20 protein-coding genes and 1 tRNA gene are annotated in these 18,992 nt (G+C 69.3%); 11 read left to right on the top strand and 10 right to left on the bottom strand.

The features are described from left to right. Window positions 1-25 precede the first annotated feature (25 nt). The 4 genes from KIK09_RS32585 to KIK09_RS32570 all read left to right on the top strand — a co-directional run bounded on the left by KIK09_RS32585 (window position 26) and on the right by KIK09_RS32570 (window position 3,862). The gene (locus KIK09_RS32585; RefSeq protein WP_214323244.1) at window positions 26-649 is read left to right on the top strand and encodes a helix-turn-helix transcriptional regulator; all 624 of its coding nucleotides are present in this window, start codon (window positions 26-28) and stop codon (window positions 647-649) included. Then, entirely contained in the window at window positions 646-1,242 is a 597-nt protein-coding gene (locus tag KIK09_RS32580; protein WP_214323243.1) for a Pvc16 family protein, read from the top strand. Before KIK09_RS32585 ends, KIK09_RS32580 begins: the two co-directional genes overlap by 4 nt. Further along, complete coding sequence (locus KIK09_RS32575) at window positions 1,239-2,957, top strand: zinc ribbon domain-containing protein (protein WP_214323242.1); 1,719 nt, start codon at window positions 1,239-1,241, stop codon at window positions 2,955-2,957. Before KIK09_RS32580 ends, KIK09_RS32575 begins: the two co-directional genes overlap by 4 nt. Window positions 2,958-3,130: 173 nt before the next feature. After that, the gene (locus KIK09_RS32570; RefSeq protein WP_214323241.1) at window positions 3,131-3,862 is read left to right on the top strand and encodes a fasciclin domain-containing protein; all 732 of its coding nucleotides are present in this window, start codon (window positions 3,131-3,133) and stop codon (window positions 3,860-3,862) included. Window positions 3,863-3,915: 53 nt separating this feature from the next. Here KIK09_RS32570 and KIK09_RS32565 read toward each other — a convergent pair. The 3 genes from KIK09_RS32565 to KIK09_RS32555 form a co-directional block, all read right to left on the bottom strand. After that, window positions 3,916-3,989 (bottom strand) — tRNA-Lys (locus KIK09_RS32565). Window positions 3,990-4,023: 34 nt separating this feature from the next. Then, a complete protein-coding gene (locus KIK09_RS32560; protein ID WP_214323240.1) occupies window positions 4,024-4,935 on the bottom strand; it encodes a nucleoside hydrolase in 912 nt (303 codons plus the stop codon). Window positions 4,936-5,219: 284 nt separating this feature from the next. After that, the gene (locus KIK09_RS32555) at window positions 5,220-5,612 is read right to left on the bottom strand and encodes an OsmC family protein (RefSeq protein ID WP_214323239.1); all 393 of its coding nucleotides are present in this window, start codon (window positions 5,610-5,612) and stop codon (window positions 5,220-5,222) included. Window positions 5,613-5,664: 52 nt separating this feature from the next. Between KIK09_RS32555 and KIK09_RS32550 the strand changes: the two genes are divergently transcribed. Continuing rightward, the gene (locus tag KIK09_RS32550; RefSeq protein ID WP_214323238.1) at window positions 5,665-6,351 is read left to right on the top strand and encodes a ferredoxin reductase domain-containing protein; all 687 of its coding nucleotides are present in this window, start codon (window positions 5,665-5,667) and stop codon (window positions 6,349-6,351) included. A gap of 51 nt (window positions 6,352-6,402) precedes the next feature. Next, a complete protein-coding gene (locus tag KIK09_RS32545; RefSeq protein WP_214323237.1) occupies window positions 6,403-7,179 on the top strand; it encodes an FAD:protein FMN transferase in 777 nt (258 codons plus the stop codon). Here KIK09_RS32545 and KIK09_RS32540 read toward each other — a convergent pair. After that, window positions 7,176-7,451: a hypothetical protein gene (locus tag KIK09_RS32540; protein WP_214323236.1), complete on the bottom strand. Its 276-nt coding sequence runs from the start codon at window positions 7,449-7,451 to the stop codon at window positions 7,176-7,178. The genes KIK09_RS32545 and KIK09_RS32540 overlap by 4 nt on opposite strands. A gap of 111 nt (window positions 7,452-7,562) precedes the next feature. Between KIK09_RS32540 and KIK09_RS32535 the strand changes: the two genes are divergently transcribed. The 4 genes from KIK09_RS32535 to KIK09_RS32520 all read left to right on the top strand — a co-directional run bounded on the left by KIK09_RS32535 (window position 7,563) and on the right by KIK09_RS32520 (window position 11,360). Beyond that, entirely contained in the window at window positions 7,563-8,750 is a 1,188-nt protein-coding gene (locus tag KIK09_RS32535; RefSeq protein ID WP_214323235.1) for a cation:proton antiporter, read from the top strand. Continuing rightward, window positions 8,747-9,124, top strand: coding sequence for a phage holin family protein (locus KIK09_RS32530; protein WP_214323234.1), 378 nt, complete (start codon window positions 8,747-8,749; stop codon window positions 9,122-9,124). Before KIK09_RS32535 ends, KIK09_RS32530 begins: the two co-directional genes overlap by 4 nt. 8 nt (window positions 9,125-9,132) lie before the next feature. After that, a complete protein-coding gene (locus tag KIK09_RS32525; protein WP_214323233.1) occupies window positions 9,133-10,437 on the top strand; it encodes an aromatic amino acid ammonia-lyase in 1,305 nt (434 codons plus the stop codon). A 131-nt stretch (window positions 10,438-10,568) separates the two neighbouring features. Further along, a complete protein-coding gene (locus tag KIK09_RS32520; RefSeq protein ID WP_214323232.1) occupies window positions 10,569-11,360 on the top strand; it encodes a hypothetical protein in 792 nt (263 codons plus the stop codon). A 557-nt stretch (window positions 11,361-11,917) separates the two neighbouring features. On the opposite strand, the gene KIK09_RS32515 is transcribed toward KIK09_RS32520, so the two are convergent. From KIK09_RS32515 to KIK09_RS32495, 5 genes are all read right to left on the bottom strand, one after another. Then, window positions 11,918-13,696: an alpha/beta hydrolase gene (locus KIK09_RS32515; RefSeq protein ID WP_214323231.1), complete on the bottom strand. Its 1,779-nt coding sequence runs from the start codon at window positions 13,694-13,696 to the stop codon at window positions 11,918-11,920. Between the two features lie 65 nt (window positions 13,697-13,761). Further along, window positions 13,762-14,409, bottom strand: a complete 648-nt coding sequence (locus tag KIK09_RS32510; RefSeq protein WP_214323230.1) for an adenylate kinase family protein — start codon at window positions 14,407-14,409, stop codon at window positions 13,762-13,764. Further along, entirely contained in the window at window positions 14,394-15,224 is an 831-nt protein-coding gene (locus KIK09_RS32505; protein ID WP_214323229.1) for a CDP-alcohol phosphatidyltransferase family protein, read from the bottom strand. The genes KIK09_RS32510 and KIK09_RS32505 overlap by 16 nt, the downstream gene beginning before the upstream one ends. Then, window positions 15,221-16,336, bottom strand: coding sequence for a CU044_5270 family protein (locus KIK09_RS32500; protein ID WP_214323228.1), 1,116 nt, complete (start codon window positions 16,334-16,336; stop codon window positions 15,221-15,223). The genes KIK09_RS32505 and KIK09_RS32500 overlap by 4 nt, the downstream gene beginning before the upstream one ends. Beyond that, window positions 16,329-16,928 carry an RNA polymerase sigma factor gene (locus KIK09_RS32495; RefSeq protein WP_250574126.1) on the bottom strand — a complete coding sequence of 200 codons (600 nt, stop codon included), beginning with the start codon at window positions 16,926-16,928 and terminating at the stop codon, window positions 16,329-16,331. Before KIK09_RS32495 ends, KIK09_RS32500 begins: the two co-directional genes overlap by 8 nt. Window positions 16,929-17,046: 118 nt before the next feature. Here KIK09_RS32495 and KIK09_RS32490 point away from each other — a divergent pair, with 118 nt between their 5' ends. Further along, complete coding sequence (locus KIK09_RS32490) at window positions 17,047-17,847, top strand: SAM-dependent methyltransferase (RefSeq protein ID WP_214323227.1); 801 nt, start codon at window positions 17,047-17,049, stop codon at window positions 17,845-17,847. On the opposite strand, the gene KIK09_RS32485 is transcribed toward KIK09_RS32490, so the two are convergent. Then, window positions 17,844-18,992, bottom strand: coding sequence for a thiolase family protein (locus KIK09_RS32485; protein WP_214323226.1), 1,149 nt, complete (start codon window positions 18,990-18,992; stop codon window positions 17,844-17,846). The genes KIK09_RS32490 and KIK09_RS32485 overlap by 4 nt on opposite strands.

Here is an 18,992-nt window from a genome sequence, read left to right as displayed (position 1 = left end):
CGAGCGGGCGCCGAATGGAGATCGGATGGAGCGTATCCAGGTGGTCGTGCGGGCCCACGACCCCATCTCCCGTGCCGGGGTGCTGAGCCAGCTCAAGCAGCGGTCCGAGGTCGAGATCCTGGAGGCGGACCACCCGGAGAACGCGCACGTGGCACTGGTGGTCGCCGACACCGTGTGCCAGGAGACCCTGGGCGTCCTGCGCACCCTGCGCTGCCACGGCGACCTCCGGCTGGTGGTCGTCGCCGGAACCGTGGACGACTCCGGGCTGCTCGCCATCGTGGAGATCGGGGTGTCAGGCGTCGTACGGCGGGCGGAGGCGAGCCCCGAACGACTCGTCTCCGTGATCCGGTCGGCCATCGCGGGCGGAGGCTCCATGCCGGCCGATCTGCTCGGCAGGCTGCTCGCCCAGGTCAGCCGGGTACAGGGCGACCTGCTCACCCCGCGCGGACTGAACTTCTCCGGCCTGGCCGAGCGCGAGGTCCAGGTGTTGCGTCTCATCGCGGACGGCTATGACACCGCGGAGGTCGCCGCCAAGCTGGCGTACTCGCAACGCACGGTGAAAACCGTCCTGCACGACATCACCACCAGGCTTCACCTCCGCAACCGCGCCCACGCGGTCGCCTACGCCCTGCGCAACGGGCTGCTGTGAGCAAACAGGACGGGGTGATCGGCGAGGTCGATGACGCGCTGCGCGAGCTGATCCGCCGGGAGGCGCTGGCCCGCTCCAAGGCCGAGGTTCTCCTCAGCGCGCCCGGAGCGGAGCCGGCGGCCGAGGGCGAGGCGCCCGCGGTGCACCTCCGCCTCTACGACATCCGTGAGGACCTGGGCAGGCGACGGCAGGGCACGATCAACGAGGTCAACGCCGACGGCGCGGTCACCGCCAGGCGCCGCCCTCCCCGGTACCTCAGCCTGTCGTACCTGGTGACGGTCCGCGCTCCGGAGCCGGAGGAGGAGCATCGGCTGCTGAGTGCGATCCTGCGCGCGCTGCTAGCCCATGACACCATCCCGGCCGACCGGCTGACGGGCTCGCTGGCAGAGCTCGGGCTCCCGGTCACGATGGCGGCCGCCTGCCCACCGCGGGAGGACCGGACCCTCGAGGCCGCCGCTGGGCCGCGGCCGTTCGTCAATGTCGTGGTCAGCGCTCCGATCACGCCGGACTCGCCCGCGCCCGTCGCGCCACCGGTAAGGGAACCGCTCGGAGTCCGCGCGGAAGAACGCCACAGCCCCGAAGGACTGGGATGAGCATCACCTGCCCGAACTGCGGCGACGTCAACCCGGACGGCACCAGGTTCTGCGTCGAGTGCGGGGAGTATCTCGCCTGGGACGACCGCGACCGTGAGCCGGAGGACAACCGCCTGCCGCAGCCCGAAGAGCCGCGTCCGCCTGAGCAGCATGCGGAACTCGTCGCCGGGTTGTCCGAGCGATGGGTTTCCGTCACGCCCGGCGAGCAGGCATCCACGACCGTGACCGTACGCAACAGGGGTACCCGGGTCGAGCGGGTCGACGTCGAGGTCGAGGGGGACGCGGCGGCGTTCGCGACCGTGGAGCCCGACGAGCTCGTGGTCCCGCCTGGAGGCACGGCTACCTGCGCGATCAGCTTCGCCCCGCCACATTCCCCGTCCGTTCCCGCGGGGGAGGCGGAGTTCACCGTACTGGCCCGCTCCCGGGTCAGCAGGGGCGTTTTCGCGTACGCCGAGGGGACGTGCATCGTCGGCGGCTTCGACGACCTCAAGGTCGAGCTGACCCCTGAGGTCTCCCGGGGCCGGTGGGCGACCCGCCATTCGATCACCCTGAACAGCCGGGGCAACCTGACCCACCGGGCTCGGCTGAGCGCCTCCGACCCTGAGGACGCACTGCGCATGTCGATGCCGGTGACCGATCTGCCGATCGACCCCGGTCGCACCGTGGTGCCTCTGCGAGTGTCCGCGCGCCCTCCGTTCACCGGGAAACCACGGGAGCTCCCCTTCTTCGTGACGGCGAGCATCGACGACGGTGAGACGTCGTTCCGTGTCAAAGGCACCAGGGTGGCGCTTCCGCTGATCGCGCCATGGGCGATGAAAGCCCTGGTCGCGGTCATGGGCATCGCCCTCGTCGCCGTCGTCGCGATCGTCGTGATCAACTTGCGGCGGCCGGAGCCGAAACCGGTGTTCCCCGCCGGGGAGACCTACGTCGCCGGAAGCGGCGCGCTCAGCGGCGGGTACGCGTCCGTCGCGGTGCCCGGGCTGTCCGACGATGCGAAGATCTTCGTTACCTCTGACCTGTCCGGGATCGCCGGGAACTCGGCCCATCTCGGTCAGCCGCGTACCCGCGAACTGCGACCCATCGGGTCCCTCGGCGTGACCGGCCGCGAGGGCGGCTCCTTCTCGGTGGCGCCGATCGACGGGGAGAGCGTGGAAGGGATGGCCTTCGGCTACCTCGTCATGAAGCGGGCCAAGGGGACGATAGGCGGCATGCCCTATGAGGCGGGTTCCGGGTCCATCCCGCAAGGGGAGAACAGCCTCGATGTGCCGGCGGACACGGTCAAGAGCGGCTCGGTGATCCTGCTGACCGTGGAACTGGCCGAGCCGTCGGAGCACGAGATCACCGGACTCAAGGTGGACGCCAAGAACGACGGCGTCTTCACGGTCGCCACTCTCGACCTGTCGCCGACGCCCGTGGACGTCGGGTTCAACTGGGTCGTCATCGACTCCGGCGACCCCTCGCTGGCCGGGGTGAACACGACGGACGCCATGACCGACAGCGGGGATCCGGTGCGCATCCGTTCCCCTCTCGCGGACGGCTCCGGGATCATCCTGCTCACCACGGACGCCGCACCCCGGGGGTTCGCCGGTGTCGCCATGCCGGGAGTGTGCGTGGGCAGCCAGGGTGACGGCGCCTTCACGGTGGAGTGGTTCTCCGACCGGATCACCGTCCTGCCCACGGACTTCGACTACCTGATCGTTCAGAGGAGAGAGTGACTCCGCACTTCCGTGCGTCCTGAAGGGCGGTGATTTCCGTCCTCAGGGCGGCCTGACCTGCGCTGGTCGTAGCCGCGGTCCCGGTGACAGCGTCAGATGACGACTGTTTTCGGGGGTATCAGTCCATGAATCGTAGAACGCGCCTTTCATTCGCTTTCGCAGCGGTTTGTGTGATGGCGACCCTGGCCGGCGCGCCCCCGCTCGCCCCCGCGAAACCCCTGTCCTCAATCCCGGCCCCGGATGACACGCCTGACACGCCTGACACGCCTGACACGCCTGACACGCCTGACACGCCCGAGACGCCCGAGACGCCCGAGACGCCCGAGACGCCCGAGACGCCCGAGACGCCCACCACCCCCTCCCCGGACTGGTCGCCGTCTCCGCGCCCGTCCTGGACCCCCACGCCCACTCCCCGTATCAGCGAGCCCACCCCGACGCCGGTAGCCGGCTGCGACATCCTCCCGCCCTCAGGGCCCGGTAGCCGCGACACGATGTCCGGGCAGCAGGTGGTCGCCGCCATGTCCGGCATTCCGGAGCTGTCGACCTTCGTCTCGGCCATCAACCAGGCGTCGTACGCGGCCACCTTCGCCAACTCCCGCGACATCACCGTCTTCGCACCGGTGAACTCCGCGTTCGACAAGCTCCCCGAGGGGCGGCTCGACAAGTGGCTGGCCGACCGCGAGGCGCTCCTCGGCCTCCTCGGCTACCACGTGGTCCAGGGCCGCAAGACCCCGGCCGACCTGGCCGACGCCAAGCTCAGCACGAGGCAGACCGGCACCATCACCACCGAGGTGACCGACGACACGATCACGGTGAACGGCAAAGCCGAGGTGCTGTGCCCGAACATCCGGACGGCCAACGCGACCGTCTACCTCATCGACACCGTCCTGGAGCCGCCCAAGTAAGCGCGTCCGGATACACAAAACCCCAGGTCAACATTTGACCTGGGGTTTGTCTGTGCGCCGCCAGGGACTCGAACCCCGGACCCGCTGATTAAGAGTCAGCTGCTCTGACCAACTGAGCTAGCGGCGCTTGCGACAGCAGTAACTGTAGCACCTCCGGCACATCACCCAAGCCGTCGCGCCAGCTCCTCGTAGGCCCCGATGACGAGATCCCAGAAGCGCTTGACGTCAAGAACGGTTGCCACCTGGGCGTTTCCCTGGGAGACCCGGAAGTCCGTGACCGTCATGCCTGAGGTGTACGCACCCTTCGTCTCCACGTCGACCCGGGCCGGGACGGAGGTCACGAGCGTGGGGTCGAGCGCGTAGGCCACGGCGACGGCGTCGTGGATCGCGGGGCCGCCGTCGGCGCTGATGACGCCGTAGTACTGGGCTGCGGGCACCAGGAGGTCGGACAGGCGGCCGAGGCCGCGCATGCGGTCGAGCACCTCCGAGGTGACCAGGGCCGTGAGCGTGACGTCCAGGCCCATCATGTGCACCTGCCAGCCCGCGTCGAAGACGATCGAGGCCGCCTCGGGGTCGGCGAGGATGTTGAACTCCGCCGCGGGGTTGTGGTTGCCGCGCGTGAAGGAGCCGCCCATGATGATCAGCTGCTTGGCCCACTCCACGACGCGAGGCTCACGGAGTACGGCCAGCGCCACGTTCGTCAGCGGCCCGATGGCGATCAGCGTGATCTCGCCGGGGGAGGCGGCCAGCGTCTCGATGATGAAGTCCGCCGCGTGCCCCTGCGAGGCCGGCCGTACGGCAGGCGGCAGGACGACGTCGCCGAGCCCGGTGTCGCCGTGGACGTGCGGAGCCCGCACCGTCTTGCGCATCAGGGCGCCCGCGGCGCCCGGCGTGACGGGCACGTCGCCGAGATCCAGGAACTCGCGGAGGGCGAGCGCGTTGGCGGTGGTCAAGGAGAGATCTACGTTGCCGCCGACGGTGGTGATGCCGACGATCTCCAGGCGGGAGGCGGCCAGAGCGAGCGCCAGGGCATCGTCGATGCCCGGATCACAGTCAATGAGGACCCTTGTCACGATGTCAGAGAATATCCGGACAAGTCGGTCAGGTGGGCCGTCTGCGGGCATGAAATCGGGGCCGGACAGTTCCCCCAAACCTGTCCGGCCCCGATCTATGGCGGTCCAGGCCGATGCTTTCCCCCAAAAACATCGGCGGTCCCGCACTGCAGACGACGGTCCCCCTCCGCGTCCGCATCGGTAAAAGTCTGCTAGTCAGTCGCAGGACTCTTGACCTGCTTCGACACTAGCGAGGCGAATGCAACGGACGCGTCATAACCAGGTCGAATATCCGCCTAATCAGGCTAGGGAAGCTCCAAACGGACGTCAGTTCCCTCCTGGAGCGAGCGCGAGACCGTGCAGTACTTCTCGTGGACGCGGGTGGCGACCGCCCGGTAGACCTCGTCGGCCTTCTCGGAGGGGACCTCCACATCGTAGGTGACCGTGACCGGCCCGAGCTTGTTGGGCTCGACCTTCTCCGCCTCGACGGTCATCGCGAGCCGGATCAGCCGCTGTCCGCGCTGTGCCGTGAGGGGCTCCACGGTCACGATGTTGCAGCCCCCGACCGCCGCCAGCAGCAGCTCGACCGGGGTGAACACCCCGTCGTCGTCGCCACCGCCCATCCGTACCTCGGCGCCCCTGGCGTTCGTCGCCACGAACCCACCGTCCTCAGTACGCTCAACTCGCACGTTAGCCATGTCTTAGACCTTACTCAGACAGATCTCATCTTTGGCGCGCATCGTCGATGGCATGGCTGGCGAGGCAACACCCAAGCAATGGCCCGTCATCTTCTGGGCCGGAGTCGTGGTAGCCGAGTTCGGGGCGCTCCAGCCGGGCTTCGGATACCCGTGGAAACCGTCCGCGTACGCGGTCACCGCACTGCTCGTCGCACTCGGCGTCGTGACCGTCTGGACGGTCGAGCGCTTTCTGTCGGAGCAGAACCGGCAGCGGCTGCGGCTGGCCGGCTACCTCGCGGGCGGCCTGGTGCTGGCCCACCAGTTCGCCTCCACGGCGTACGTGACGAGCCTGAGCCGCACCGGCTCGCTGCTGCTGTACGGCACGGCCGCCGTGATGGCCGTCTGGAGCCACAAGGCCCCCGAACCGGCGAGGGGCTCGGTCCTCATCGCCTCGGGCGTCGCGCCCGCCCGAATCCGGCAAATCCTAAAAGATCGCGACACGGTGGCCATCTACCGCGCCGAGCGCGCCACCCCCGAGCTCCGCGAGCTCGAGGAGAGGTACGGCGTGCGGCTCGTCCTCGGCGGCGAGCACGATCCGCGGGCCAAAGAGCTGGTCAGCGCCTCCGGGCTGGAACGTGAGATACCCGACATCGCGCAGCGCGAGGTGACGATCGCCGGTCCCCGCTCGTTCACCAGGTACGTGCGCGGGTCGCTGCGGCGGCTCGCCGTACAGCGGGTCAAACGTAAGAAATGCGTTTAGCCCGGCATTACGCCTTCCGTGGGACGGTTGGCTGCGGAGTAAGGAGGCAAGGTGACGACATTCCCCGGAAGCGCCCGTGTGGAGATGGTCATGGGCATGCCGGTCAGCGTGGACATTCGCACGGCCCTGCCGAGCCGGGAACTGACACCCCTGCTCGACGACGCCTTCGCCTGGTTGCGATGGGTGGATGACACCTTCAACCCGGTCAAGGAGGACAGCCAGATCTGGCGGCTCAACCATGGCCTGACCATTCGCCAGATCCCCGAGCTGATCGAGGTGCTGCACCGCTGCGAGGGCCTCAGCGAGGCCACGGACGGCTGGTTCGACGCCCGCATCAAGGGCGTGCTCGACCCGTCCGCCTACATCAAGGGCTGGGCGCTTGAGCGGCTCTCGCGCGCGCTGACCCAAGCCGGAGCGGTCGACCACCAGGTCAACGCCGCGGGAGACATCCGCGTCCGCGGCTCGGCGGCGCCCGGCAAGCGCTGGCACGTCGCCATCCGCGACCCGCGCACCGACGTCGTACGCAAGATCGTCCACGCCAACTGCCTGGGCATCGCCACCTCGGGCGGCGCCAGGATCGTCGACCCGCGGACCGGCGCGCAGCAGACCTGGCAGGGCCAGGTCACCGTGCTCGGACCCGACCTCGGTGTGGCCGACGCCTACGCCACCGCCATGTACGCCATGGGTCCGCTCCTGGCCAGGCGCTTCGCCACCGAGCTCGCCGAGGCCGAGCCGTACCAGACCTTGATCGTCGGCAGGGACGGGCAGGAGTTCAGCACGCCGGGACTGGCGGAGTACAGCGGGACGGAGGCCCGGCTGGCGGGCTAGGCGTCCGGGTGCTTGGTCAGGTAGTCGATGTAGACGGGTTTGAGCGCTTCGCCGAGCTCGCCCTCGCCTGCCGCGATCGCGTCGCTGAGGAGCGCGGAGACCCGGCTGAGGTCGTTGGCGGATTCGTCGTCGTTTCCGCTGGCGGCCTCGGCGGCGGGGATCACCTTCAGCAGGTTCCACAGGAACCCGAAATCGCCGTGGCGCACGGCGTAGCGTACGGCGCGATCGTGCAGCTCGTTGGCCGGCAACGACTCCAGACCATTGGCGTCCATCTCGCTCCCTCCCCTGCGGAGACCTTCCCCCCAATGCGGCATCGATAACGCCAACCCTACTCGAACGATCACGCTTGACTACGGATCGTGATCGCCGGGCATTTAGCGTGCATGTTCAGCATCGTGATCGTCGTGCTCGCGTCTGCCATCGCGCCGATCCTGGCGCACCTGATGCGGCGCGTGATCAGGATGCCGAGCGTGGTGCTGGAGATCCTGCTCGGTGTGCTGGTGGGGCCGGTCGTCCTGGGCTGGGTCGTGGTCGACGCCTCGGTGAACCTGTTCTCGAACTTCGGCCTGTCGATGCTGATGTTCATGGCCGGGTTCGAGATCGAGTTCGACCGGATCAAGGGCAGGCCGATCAGGCTCGCGACGATCGGCTGGTTCGTGTCGATGGCGGCCGGGATGCTGTTCGGGCTGGCCGTCGCCGGCTTCTCGCTGGCCGCGCAGCTGATCGGGCTCGCGGTGACGACGACCGCGCTCGGCACGATCCTGCCGATGGTGCGCGACGCGGGGGCGCTGGAGCGGCCGTTCGGCGGGCGGGTGCTGGCGATCGGGTCGCTGGGCGAGTTCGGGCCCATCATCATGCTGGCGCTGATCACCACCGAGGGCGCCAAGCTGCACACGATCATGCTGATGGTGGTCTTCGCGGTGATCGCGGTCGTGGCGGCGGTGATGGCCGCGCGGCCGCGGCATCCGCTCCTGGCCCACCTCGTCACCGTCACGATGGACACCAGCGGGCAGCTGGCCATCAGGATCGTGATGCTCATCCTGATGGCCATGGTCTGGATCGCCGACGAGTTCGGCCTGGACGTGCTGCTCGGCGCCTTCTCCGCGGGCATCGTGGTACGGCTGGCGCTGAAATCGGGCCCGCACGTGGAGGAGCGGATCATCGGCATCAAGCTGGACGCGATCGCCTTCGGCCTGCTCGTCCCGTTCTTCTTCGTGGTCAGCGGCGTCAAGCTGGACATCACCGCGATGCTCGCCAACCCGCGCAGCCTGGTGCTGATCCCCGTGTTCCTGGTGCTCTTCCTGGTCGTTCGCGGCGTGCCCACCTACCTGCTGCACCGCCGCGACCCGGGCCTGCGCCGCGGCGAGCCCAGGGCGCTGGCGCTGTTCGCCTCGGCCGCGCTGCCGCTCGTCGTGGTGATCACCTCCGTCGGCGTGCAGGAGCGGGTGCTCCAGCCGGCGCAGGCCGCCGCGATGGTCACCGCCGGGGTCTTCTCCGTGATGATCTATCCGCTCGTCGCCCTGAGCCTCTATCGGAGAGCCGATCAGAGATGGGAGGATCAACCAGCGTGAGATTCATCATCAGAACCCTGGCGGCCGCGGTCGCCCTCTGGGTGGCCATCCAGCTGGTGCCGGGCATCACCGTCACCACCAGCTCCACGACGAAGTACTGGGGCACGCTGCTCGTCGTCGCCCTGATCTTCGGCGTCATCAACGCGATCGTGAAGCCGATCGTCAAGCTGCTGGGGTGCGCGATCATCGTGCTCACACTCGGCTTGTTCCTCCTCGTGATCAACGCGGCCATGCTGATGCTGACCAGCTGGATCGCCGGTCAGCTCGACATCCCCTTCCATGTGGTGGACTTCTGGCCCTCCGCGGTCGTCGGCTCGATCATCATCAGCGTGGTCAGCTGGCTGCTCGGCCTGTTCATCCCCGACAACGACTGATCTCCCCGATGGAGCTTGACGGTGCCGGCCTGACCTGCGCGCAGGTTCATGAGGTCGCGTACGGCACGGCCCGGGTCACGATCGCCTCGGTGGATCGGGCTCGGGCCGCTTGGCGGGCGGCGCAGGAGCTGACCGGGCCCGTGTACGGGCAGAGCACCGGGGTGGGGGCCAACAAGGACGTGCCCGTCTCGGGTGGCGGGTTCGGGCTGCTGCGCAGTCACGCCGGTGGGGCCGGGGAACTGGTGGAGCCGTTCCGGGCGCGGGGGATGCTGGTGGTGCGGCTGAACCAGCTTCTGGTCGGCGGGTCCGGGGTCTCTCCTGGGGTGCTGCCGGTGCTGGCTTCCGCGATCAACGACGGGTTCACCCCACCAGTCCGGACTTATGGGGCTATCGGCACCGGTGACCTTACTGCCCTGTCTACGACTGCTTTGTGCCTGCTGGGGGAGGTCGCCTGGCAGGGCCCTTCCGGCGATCCGCCCCGCTATGCGCTGGACTCCCGTGACGCCCTGCCGTTCATCAGCTCGGGCGCGCTGACGCTTTCCGACGCCGCGATCGCCTGCCACCGCATCCGCACCCTGCTCTCGGCCGCCGTGGACGTCGCCGCCCAGTCCTTCTCGGCGGTCGACGCCTCCGCGGAGCCGGTGGCGGTAGCCGTACAGGAAGCCCGGCCGCACCCCGGACAGGCCCTCGTCGCCGCGCGGCTGCGCGAACTCCTGAGCGCCGAGACGGCGGCGCGCGTGCAGGATCCGTACGGCTACCGCGCCTTCGCCCAGGTGCACGGCGCGGCCCTGGACGCGCTCGAGCGAGCTTCGCGGGTCGTGGAGACCGACCTGAACGCGGCACTGGAGAACCCGCTCATCGCCGGGGGCCTGGCCTGGCACAACGGCAACTTCCACGGCGCGCCCGTGGCGCTCGCCCTCGACGCCCTCCGCGCGGCGATCACCCAGACGGCCCAGCTCAGCACCGCCCGCCTGGCCACTCTCATGGACCCCGGCATGACCGGGCAACTCCCCTTCCTGGCCGCCCGCCCCGGCGACTCGGGCGCCATGATCCTCGAGTACGTCGCCCACGACGCCCTCGCCGAACTATGCCACCTGGCGACGCCGGTGACGACGGGCACGGCGGTGATCTCCCGCGGCACAGAGGACCACGCCTCCTTCGCCACCCAGGCCGCCCGCCTCTGCCTCCGCACCCTCGAACCCCTCGAAATCATCCTCGCCTGCGAACGCGTAGCCGCCACGCGCACCCACACCCCCACCCCCGACCACCCCCTGGACACAGCCATCACCGAAGCCCGCCACACCCTCCACTGAAGCTCCGCCACCTACGCAACCTGGGGCGCAAGACCGAGGCGTGGCGCTCGCTCAACGCTCTGTGGGCCACAGACATGGACTGGAGCCACATCCCACCAGACCGCAAAAGCGAAACTCCTGGGAGAACTCGAATGAACCCGATCCACTTCGAGCCCCTCGATGCCTTCGTGAACGTCTACCTGCCCGGGGAAGCGACTCCGGTCGAAGTGCACTGGCAGGGGCTTTACGGCGACTGGCCGTCGGAGGAGCCGACCCCATACACGGAGTTCGCGATCAACAACTGCGAACGTGAGGAACTCGCGGTCTATCAGGGGCTCGTCTGGGAGCTGAGCGAGGGTTTCGCCCGCTACGCCATCCCCTTATGGCACCGTGACTCGGCCGCTCAGAGTATCGGCAAGCCCTTCTCCTTGGTCGACTGGGAGTACTCCATCGATGCCGAGAAGCTCGCGGCCGACCGCATTCAGGGCTTCACCCCGGCTCGCGCCGGCGTATCGATACCGTCGACGCCGTGGGAACGCGCGCACGCCCACCAGGCCGGCCTCTTCGAAGTGGACGCCTTCGCTGACCTCGTTCACCTTCAGCAGGCCCTGTGGGACGCCTCCTCCTCGATCAACCTGTTCGCAGTCGCCCCCGGCCCTCACCGCAAACAACGCCTGCTCACCTCGCTACGGTCTCCCCGCCCGCCCCAGCTGGAAGACGTACTCGAGCAGAACGAACTCCTGCTCGACCTGACGGTGGGCATGGACCTGGACGACTGGACCTCGATCACAGTCGCCTCCCTCACCGACCAGCAAGCCCGCCTCAAAGCCCTGAGCACCGCCCTCAACACCCGAGTCCGTACCTACGAAGCCCAGGCACCCTCCATCCCCGACGTCCCCACCTTCCTCCACGCAATGGCCCACCTCGCAGCCCGCCTACCTTGATCAGCACGAGGCGACTATCCGCAGCCGGACGATACGCCCCAGGAAGCCAGCCCTGACCGCTCACATCATCCGTAGATTTGCTTCCCTATTTGGATTCTGGTGTTCCGTCGGGCCAGACGCAGGGAGATGCGACATCGAGGAAGAGGCTGTCGCTTTCGGCCCACGTTAGTGAAAGCCGAAATCCGTCTGGCTCAGTTTCCGCACTGAGGTCCGGGTTCCCTGCTTGGCCGGATGCGGTGATTCGGTGACCTTGGCTTTGCCAGTAGGCGCGGACCTGCCGGGATACGGTCATGAACTCGGCCTTGGGTACCTCCCGCAGCCAGTAGGCGCGGTTAACGACAACTTGATCTTCGGCGTGTGTGCCGTCCAGGCAGGCGCTGGACGCACTCCCGTGGACGACGGGATCGAGCTTTGGTGTGGGTGAGATAGCTGATGCGGTGTCGCGAATCAAGCGTTCGACTCGAGTAAGGGCTTGCGCTTGAGTCATAGTCTGATCATTCATTGTGCACCCCGATATGAAAAGAAAGAGGACGAATATAGAGCGGACCACTTACACGTCACCTCTCGGGCGGCTGGACCAGGTCGGGAGCTAGTTCCGGCATTAGTAGTTGCGGGTGCTGGTTGAGTGGCTCCGGCGATGTGAGCTTGTCGTACTGGCCATTGATGATTCGTCCCATATTCCGCAGCGAAGGTGAGGCTCGGTCCCAGTAGCTGCTATGGGCGGAGGTCCAGACTTGGCGGCCTACCGGGAAGGGGGTGGCGCCGAAGGATTTGTGGCCGGGGTCGGTTTTGAAGCGGCCGAGGGCCGCTACCGGGTCGCCGCCGGCTTCGCCTACCCAGACGTGTTTGGAGTCCAGGCCAAGGTCCGACGCATGGTGGACGTCTACGCCGGGGCTGCCGATGAGGATGAGGTCGTCCGCCAGTTTGCCTGGGCGGAGGGTGGCCGCGTGGCCGGTGGTGAGGGAGCCGTAGCTGTGGCCGACGATGACGGCGCGAGCCGTACTCGAGGGTGCGTGGGCGGCGTGGAGGCCGTCCTGGAAGGCGGCCAGGGCCGCGCCGCCCTTGGTGGCGGCTGATGAGGAGGCCACGGAGCGGCCGGGGTCCAGGAGGCCGGGGTCGAGTTGGGGGGCGTCGTAGCCGTACCAGGTGATGGCGGCGACCGTGTGGTCGCCGCTGGTCTTGGTGGCCTGCTGCCACAGGGATCGGGAGCGTTCCAGGTCGCCGTGGACGGAGTCCAGCTGGGACGACAGGCCGGATACCGACGTGATGGTGGTGTCGGCGGTGTCGGGGTTGCCCCAGGAGAGGATGAGGCGGCCCTGGCCGGTGGGGTTGAAGGACAGGAGCATGGGGGGTGGGAAGCCGTGGACGGGGTGGAGGGTCTGTTCGATGAGGGTCAGGCGGCGCAGTTCGTTGGAGATGCGTTCCCACGCGCCGAGGAGGGATGGGTTGGCGCGGACGTCGGTGGCGTCGAGTTCCTGGGTCAGGCGGGTCTTCTCGATGGAGAGCCAGTGGCGGTTGGCCTGGTCGCGGGCCGTGGCGGGGAGGCCGTTGAGGAGGCCGAAGGCCGGTATCTCCAGGAGGGATCGCTGGAGCCCAGGGGACAGGGTGTGCCACCAGGCGTTGATACGGGCGGCGAGAGTGGGGTCCTTGCCCCGTTCCTGTACGGCCAGCATGGCTTGGACCGCAGCGGGGTCGCCCGCCGCCACGCCTGCCAGGAGGGGGGCGCTCGCAGCGGGGTCGCCTGCCGCCACGCCTGTCAGAAGGGGAGCGCTCGCGGCGGAGGCGAACAGGTCGTAGGCCGCCACGGAGGCGGGCAGGGTGGTCCACGGGACCGTTCGCTGGATGCGGGTCAGGCGGCGGCGGAGGTCGGTGCCGGTGGTCGCGGTCCACTGGGCGATGCGGGCCAGGGTCCGGCCGGGTTGGGGAGAGAGGCCCTGGGCGGACAGAGCGGACGACAGGCGGGTCCCGGCGGCGGGCAGGGTGTGGGAGGCGTGGTCGAGGGTGGAGATCAGGGCCGTCATGGCGTGCGGGTCGATGCCCTGGTAGCCGCTGGGGGCCGGACTCATGGTGGTGACCGAGGTGGTCAAAACCGGGACCGCGGGTGGCGGGCCGCCGTGCCGTACGACCAGGTCCGCGAGGGAGCGCAGGGCGTCGGTGAGGGCGGATTGGAGGGCCGCGCGGTGGGCGGCGAGATCGGCGGCGAAGGCGGGGGCGCCACCGCCGACCCAGGTGTGCGCCTGCATGAGGCGTACCGGCTGGTCGAGGTCGGCGTGATGACCGGCGGCGAGGGCCGCCACCTGCCCGAACGCGGCTTGGGCCGCTGTGTACTCCGCCATGACCCGGCCAAGGATGACAGTCCTCGGCGGGCCCGGCCCGGTGATCGTCGGCTTGCCCGGAAATGTCAGGGGACGTAGGCGGGCAGGTCGAGACGGGTCCTGATGGTCTGCTGGACCGTGGTCTTGTCGGCGCGCGCGTCCACCGTCGTGACGAACTCCTTGCCGCGGAACAGCTCGAGCACCGGATCGATCTTCCCGTGGTACTCGCGCAGCCGCGTGGCCAGCGCGTCAGGCGTGTCGTCCGCCCGGCTGACCAGCTCGCCCCCGCACACGTCGCACCGCCCCTCGACCGAGGGCCGGTGGGCGATGAGGTTGTAGTCCATCCCGCACCGCGAGCACAGCCGCCGCGCCAGGACGCGCCGCCACACCTCCTCGTCAGGCAGGTCGAGGTGGATGACCCCGTCGATGTCGTAGCTCTCCAGGAAGAACTCCGCCTGCTTCCTGTTGCGCGGGAACCCGTCGATGACGAAGCCGTAGTTCCAGTCGTGCTGCTGCAACCGGTCACGCACGACGTTCTCCACCATGTCGTCCCCGACGAGCTCGCCGGCCGCCACGATGCGCTTGACCTGGGCGCCCAGCTTGGTGTGGGTCTTGACGTGCCAGCGGAAGATGTCGCCGACGCTGATGTGCACCAGGTCCAGGTCGGCCGCGAGCAGCCCGCACTGCGTGCCCTTCCCGCTGCCCTGGACCCCCATGATCACGTATTTACGCATCGCTCACCCCGCTCTGAGTTGTACGGCAGGCCGGGGAACTTGGCCAGTTCCCGCGCGAGGTCGCGTGTCGACATCCACAACTTGACCATGATGGCCAGCTCGAACACCAGCAGGAGTACCCCGGCGGCCACCGTCACAGACACGATCCACCCGGTCAGCGGCCCCACGATGAACACCGCCATCTGGAACTCGATCCCGCTGACCAGATGCGCCCGCACCCGGTGGTCGCGCAGCCAGTCACGAACCAGGATGTACCACCCGAAGTGTGCGCGGAAGTTCTGCTGGAGATCGGCCGGCTCCTGCGGTTCCCCCGCCGCCTCGTCCAGCCGCCGCCGCATCTCCCGCCGTACCTTCGCCACCTGCAGCGCGTCGACGTACCGCAGCATGTCGAGGAACACGACCAGCACGCCGAGCACCAGGTAGAACTCCCGCCCGGTCAGGCTGAACTGCCCCCAGGTGAGCGCCAGCGCGCAGGCCAGCACCCGGATCCGGTCGAAGACGTAGTCGAGCCAGCCACCCAGCACGGTCCCCGTGCCCTTGAGCCGGGCGATCTTGCCGTCCACGCAGTCCAGCACGAAGCTCAGGTGGTACAGCACCGCCCCCGCCACCAGCCACGGCCGGTCGGCCCCCAGGAAGCACCCGGCGGAACCCAGACCCAGCAGGAAGGCGGCCCAGGTGATCTGGTTGGGCGTCACCGGGGTTCTGGCCAGGAGCCGCACCAGGCGTCCCGCCAGCGGGTCGACCAGGAACACGGTCCACCAGGCGTCCCGCGCCTTGTACGTCTGCGCGCGAATCTGGTCAAGGGTCACTCTCATGGGGTCGGCTCCTCGTCGGTCCAGCCGATCTGCTGGTAGGCGGTGAAATAGCCGACCTCGACGTCGCGGCCGTCGGCGGTCCGGCTTGGGTTGGTGGTCTGCTGGGCCAGCGGCAGCCCGCTGCCCGGGTCGACGACGAGCCGCTCGTCGGTGAGCCGCCCCTCCCTGACGACCTGGTAGCCCAGCGCCTGCCCGGTACGGCCGAGCGGATCGGTCACCTGGCCCTCGGCCCGCATGCCGGGGATCGAGGCGAGGATCTCGTAGGCGGCCGCCCGCACCTCGGGCGGGACGGGCAGCGCCGTGATCAGCTCCAGGCAGGTGTCGCGCAGCTCTGCCTCCATCTCGCGCCCGACGTAGGCACCGTTCTCGCGGACGATGGCGCTCACCAGGAAGGCACGCAGCCTGGCCGGGTCGGCGGGGACCGTGCCCAGCGCCTTCCAGGTGACCAGCTGCTTGGTCAGGATGCCGTCGGCGTTGCGCCAGCCGACCCGGTGGATCCCGCCCTGCTGGACGCCCGGCGAAGCCTGCACCAGCGCCTGCGGCGAGATGCGGCCGAGCCCCGCCACGTCCGCCGGGTAGCGCCACCTGCCGGGCTCGCCCGCCTCCCGCCAGGCCTGCTCGTCCTTGGCCGTGGCCGGGTGGGCGCCGAGGTAGCGGCCGGTCCAGCGGTCCCGCCCGCCGTACCTTCTGAGCCAGATCTCACGCTCCGACCTGCGCTCGATCACGTAGCGGCGGTCGGGGGAGAGGAACAGCTGGCCGGTCACGATCCCGGTCCGCCAGTACGCCCCGTCGGCCGGCGCCCTGGCCATCGCGCCGGCCGCGGTCAGTAGCACCTGCCGGGCGCTCGGCAGCTCCTGGTCGGGATCGGGCGAGATGCGCAGCGAATCCGACGGCACGGCCACCGCCAGCGCCACCGCGATGGCCGCGGCCGCCCCGATCAGCCCGTTCCGCACCGGCCTCCACCAGCGCCCCCGCCACCTCGCCGTGGACCGCTCACCATGAGAGTCCTGTACGGCGAGCAGAGCCTGGAGCTGGGCACGGCCCGAGGCGACGGCCTCGGGCGTGGGCGCGGGTTCGGAGAGGAGTTCGCGCACGGCCTCCAGCTCATCCATCGAGCCCTCCGATCATCGGGTTGACGCTGCCCAGGGCCCTGCGCAGCTTCTTGCGCACCCGGTTGAGCCGCGACCCGACCGTCCCGAACGGGATGCCGAGCGTCTGGGCCACCTCCTCGTAGCTCAGGTCGGCCAGCGCCACGAGCAGCAGCACGTCGCGGTCACCGTCGGACAGGCGCTTGAGCGCGGCCGCGAGCCGCCCCTGTACGTTCGCGGCGGCCACCTTGGCGGTGACCCGGTCCTCGTGCCCGTCCTGCGCCGGCTCTCCCGGCGCCCGCTGTAACGCCGCCAGCCTGCGGGTCTCGCTCCTGCGATGCTGGGCGAGCAGGTTGGTGGCGATGCCGTACAGCCAGGGCCGTACGGCGCCGCGCTCGGGATCGAAGGCGTGCCGTTTCCTGAACGCCACCAGGAACGTCTCCGCGGCCAGGTCGTCGGCGATCTGCGTGCCGAGCCGTCCGGCGACGTAGCGGTGGATCTCGCCGAAGTACCGGTCGTACAGGACGGCGAACGATTCCGGATGGTGCGCCGACCGCACGATGATCGTGGCGTCGTCGGCTGCCACGGGCACCTCCGGGGGCGCGACCATACGCATGCGGTCCCTTCGTCGGGGTTACATCTCTATTCCGCCGATCCCGCCGGTCCTCTTCACACTTTTTCCAGAAAACCCAGAAGGGTGGTGGAAACCCGCAAAAGTCGCGATCATCTCCCGTATGTCGGAAGAGTGGGCGCCCAAGGGTGTCGATCCCACCGTGCCCAACCCCGCGCGGGTCTACGACTATCTGCTGGGTGGCAAGGACAACTTCAAGGCCGACCGCGACGTGGCCGAGGGTGTCCTCCGGGTGCTGCCCGAGACCAGGCAGGCCACCAGGATGTACCGCAGGATGGTCGGCCGGTTCGTGGAGTACCTGGTCGGGCAGGGTGTGCGGCAGTTCCTCGATCTGGGTTCCGGGCTGCCGACCCATCAGAACGTGCACGAGGTGGCGCCGCCCGACGCCCGCGTGGTGTACGTCGACAACGACCCCGTCGTCTGCACGCACGGCAGGGCGCTGCTGGCCGAGCCCGACAGGGTGGTGATGGTGGAGGCCGACGCCCGCGACGTCGACGGCATTCTCATCGAGGCGCGGAAACACCTCGATCTCGAGCAGCCCGTCGCGGTGCTGATGCTGTTCCTGCTGCACTTCGTGCCCGACGAGCAGGACCCCTACGCGATGGTCGCCGCCTACCGGGACGCGCTGGTCCCCGGCAGCTACCTGGTGATCTCGCACACCGCCGGCGACACGGACCCGGAGCGGATGGGCAGGCTCGTGGACAACTACCGCCAGACCGGAACCCCGTTCAGGCCCCGGTCGGCGGCGGAGATCATGCCCTTCTTCGGTGACTTCGAGCTCATCCCGCCCGGGCTGGCCAACGGCGTGACGCACGAGTGGCCCTTCGGCGATGAGCAGGACACCATGTTCTGGGACGAGAAGTGGTCGAAGCTGTCCTACTCGGGCATCGCCCGCAAGCCCTAGCGTTCCAGCACGACCGCCAGGCCCTGGCCGACGCCGATGCACAGCGCGGCCACGCCGGTGCCCGAGCCCGCGGCGGCCAGCTGGTGGGCCACGGCTCCCGTGACGCGGGCACCGGAGGCGCCCAGCGGGTGGCCGATCGCGATGGCGCCGCCGCGCGGGTTGACCAGCGCGGGATCCAGCTCGGGCAGCTCGGCCAGGCAGCCGAGCACCTGGGCGGCGAAGGCCTCGTTCAGCTCCACGACGGACAGCTCGCCGAAGCCCTTGCCGGCGCGGCCCAAGGCCTTCCTGATCGCCTCGACCGGGCCGAGCCCGAAGTACTGCGGCTCAAGCGCGCTGACCCCGCTGGCCGTGATGCGGGCCAGCGGCTCCCGGCCGATCGCCGCCAGGCCGGCCTCGTCGGCCAGCAGCAGCGCCGCCGCGCCGTCGTTGAGCGGGGAGGAGTTGCCCGCGGTGACCGTGCCCTCCGCGCGGAAGACCGGCTTGAGCTTGGCCAGTGCCTCCAGCGAGGAGTCCGTGCGGATGCCCTCGTCCCTGACGGCCTCGCCGATCGGCACGATCTCGGTGCCGAAGTCGGCCTTGGCCGCCTTCTCGTGGCTGGCCAGCGCGAAGGCGTCCTGCTCCGCCCTGGTCACGCCGTGCCGGTCGGCGACCAGCTCGGCACCCTCGCCCAGCGCGACGGTCCACTCGGCGGGCATGCGCGGGTTCACCAGCCGCCAGCCCAGCGTGGTGGACACCAGTTCCTGGTTGCCGGCCGGGAAGGCGCGCTCCGGCTTGGGCAGCACCCAGGGCGCCCGGCTCATCGACTCCACGCCGCCCGCCACGACCACCGAGGCGTCGCCGAGCGCGATCGCCCGGTAGGCCTGGATGACGGCCTCCATGCCCGAGCCGCACAGCCGGTTGACGGTCACGCCGGGCACGGACACGGGCAGGCCCGCGAGCAGCGCCGCCATCCTGGCGACGTTGCGGTTGTCCTCGCCTGCGCCGTTGGCGTTGCCGAGGATCACCTCGTCCACGGTGGCAGGGGTCCTGGCCAGCAGTTCCTTGACGACGTGGGCGGCCAGGTCGTCAGGGCGGATCCCGGCCAGGATCCCGCCGTAGCGGCCGAAGGGGGTGCGGACGGCGTCGACGACATACACAGAGTTCAC

The sequence above is a fragment of the Nonomuraea sediminis genome (assembly GCF_018531495.1).
GTDB lineage: Bacteria > Actinomycetota > Actinomycetes > Streptosporangiales > Streptosporangiaceae > Nonomuraea > Nonomuraea sediminis.
The sequence above is the reverse complement of the archived record's forward strand: the minus strand, read 5'-3'. Positions and strand labels throughout refer to the sequence as shown.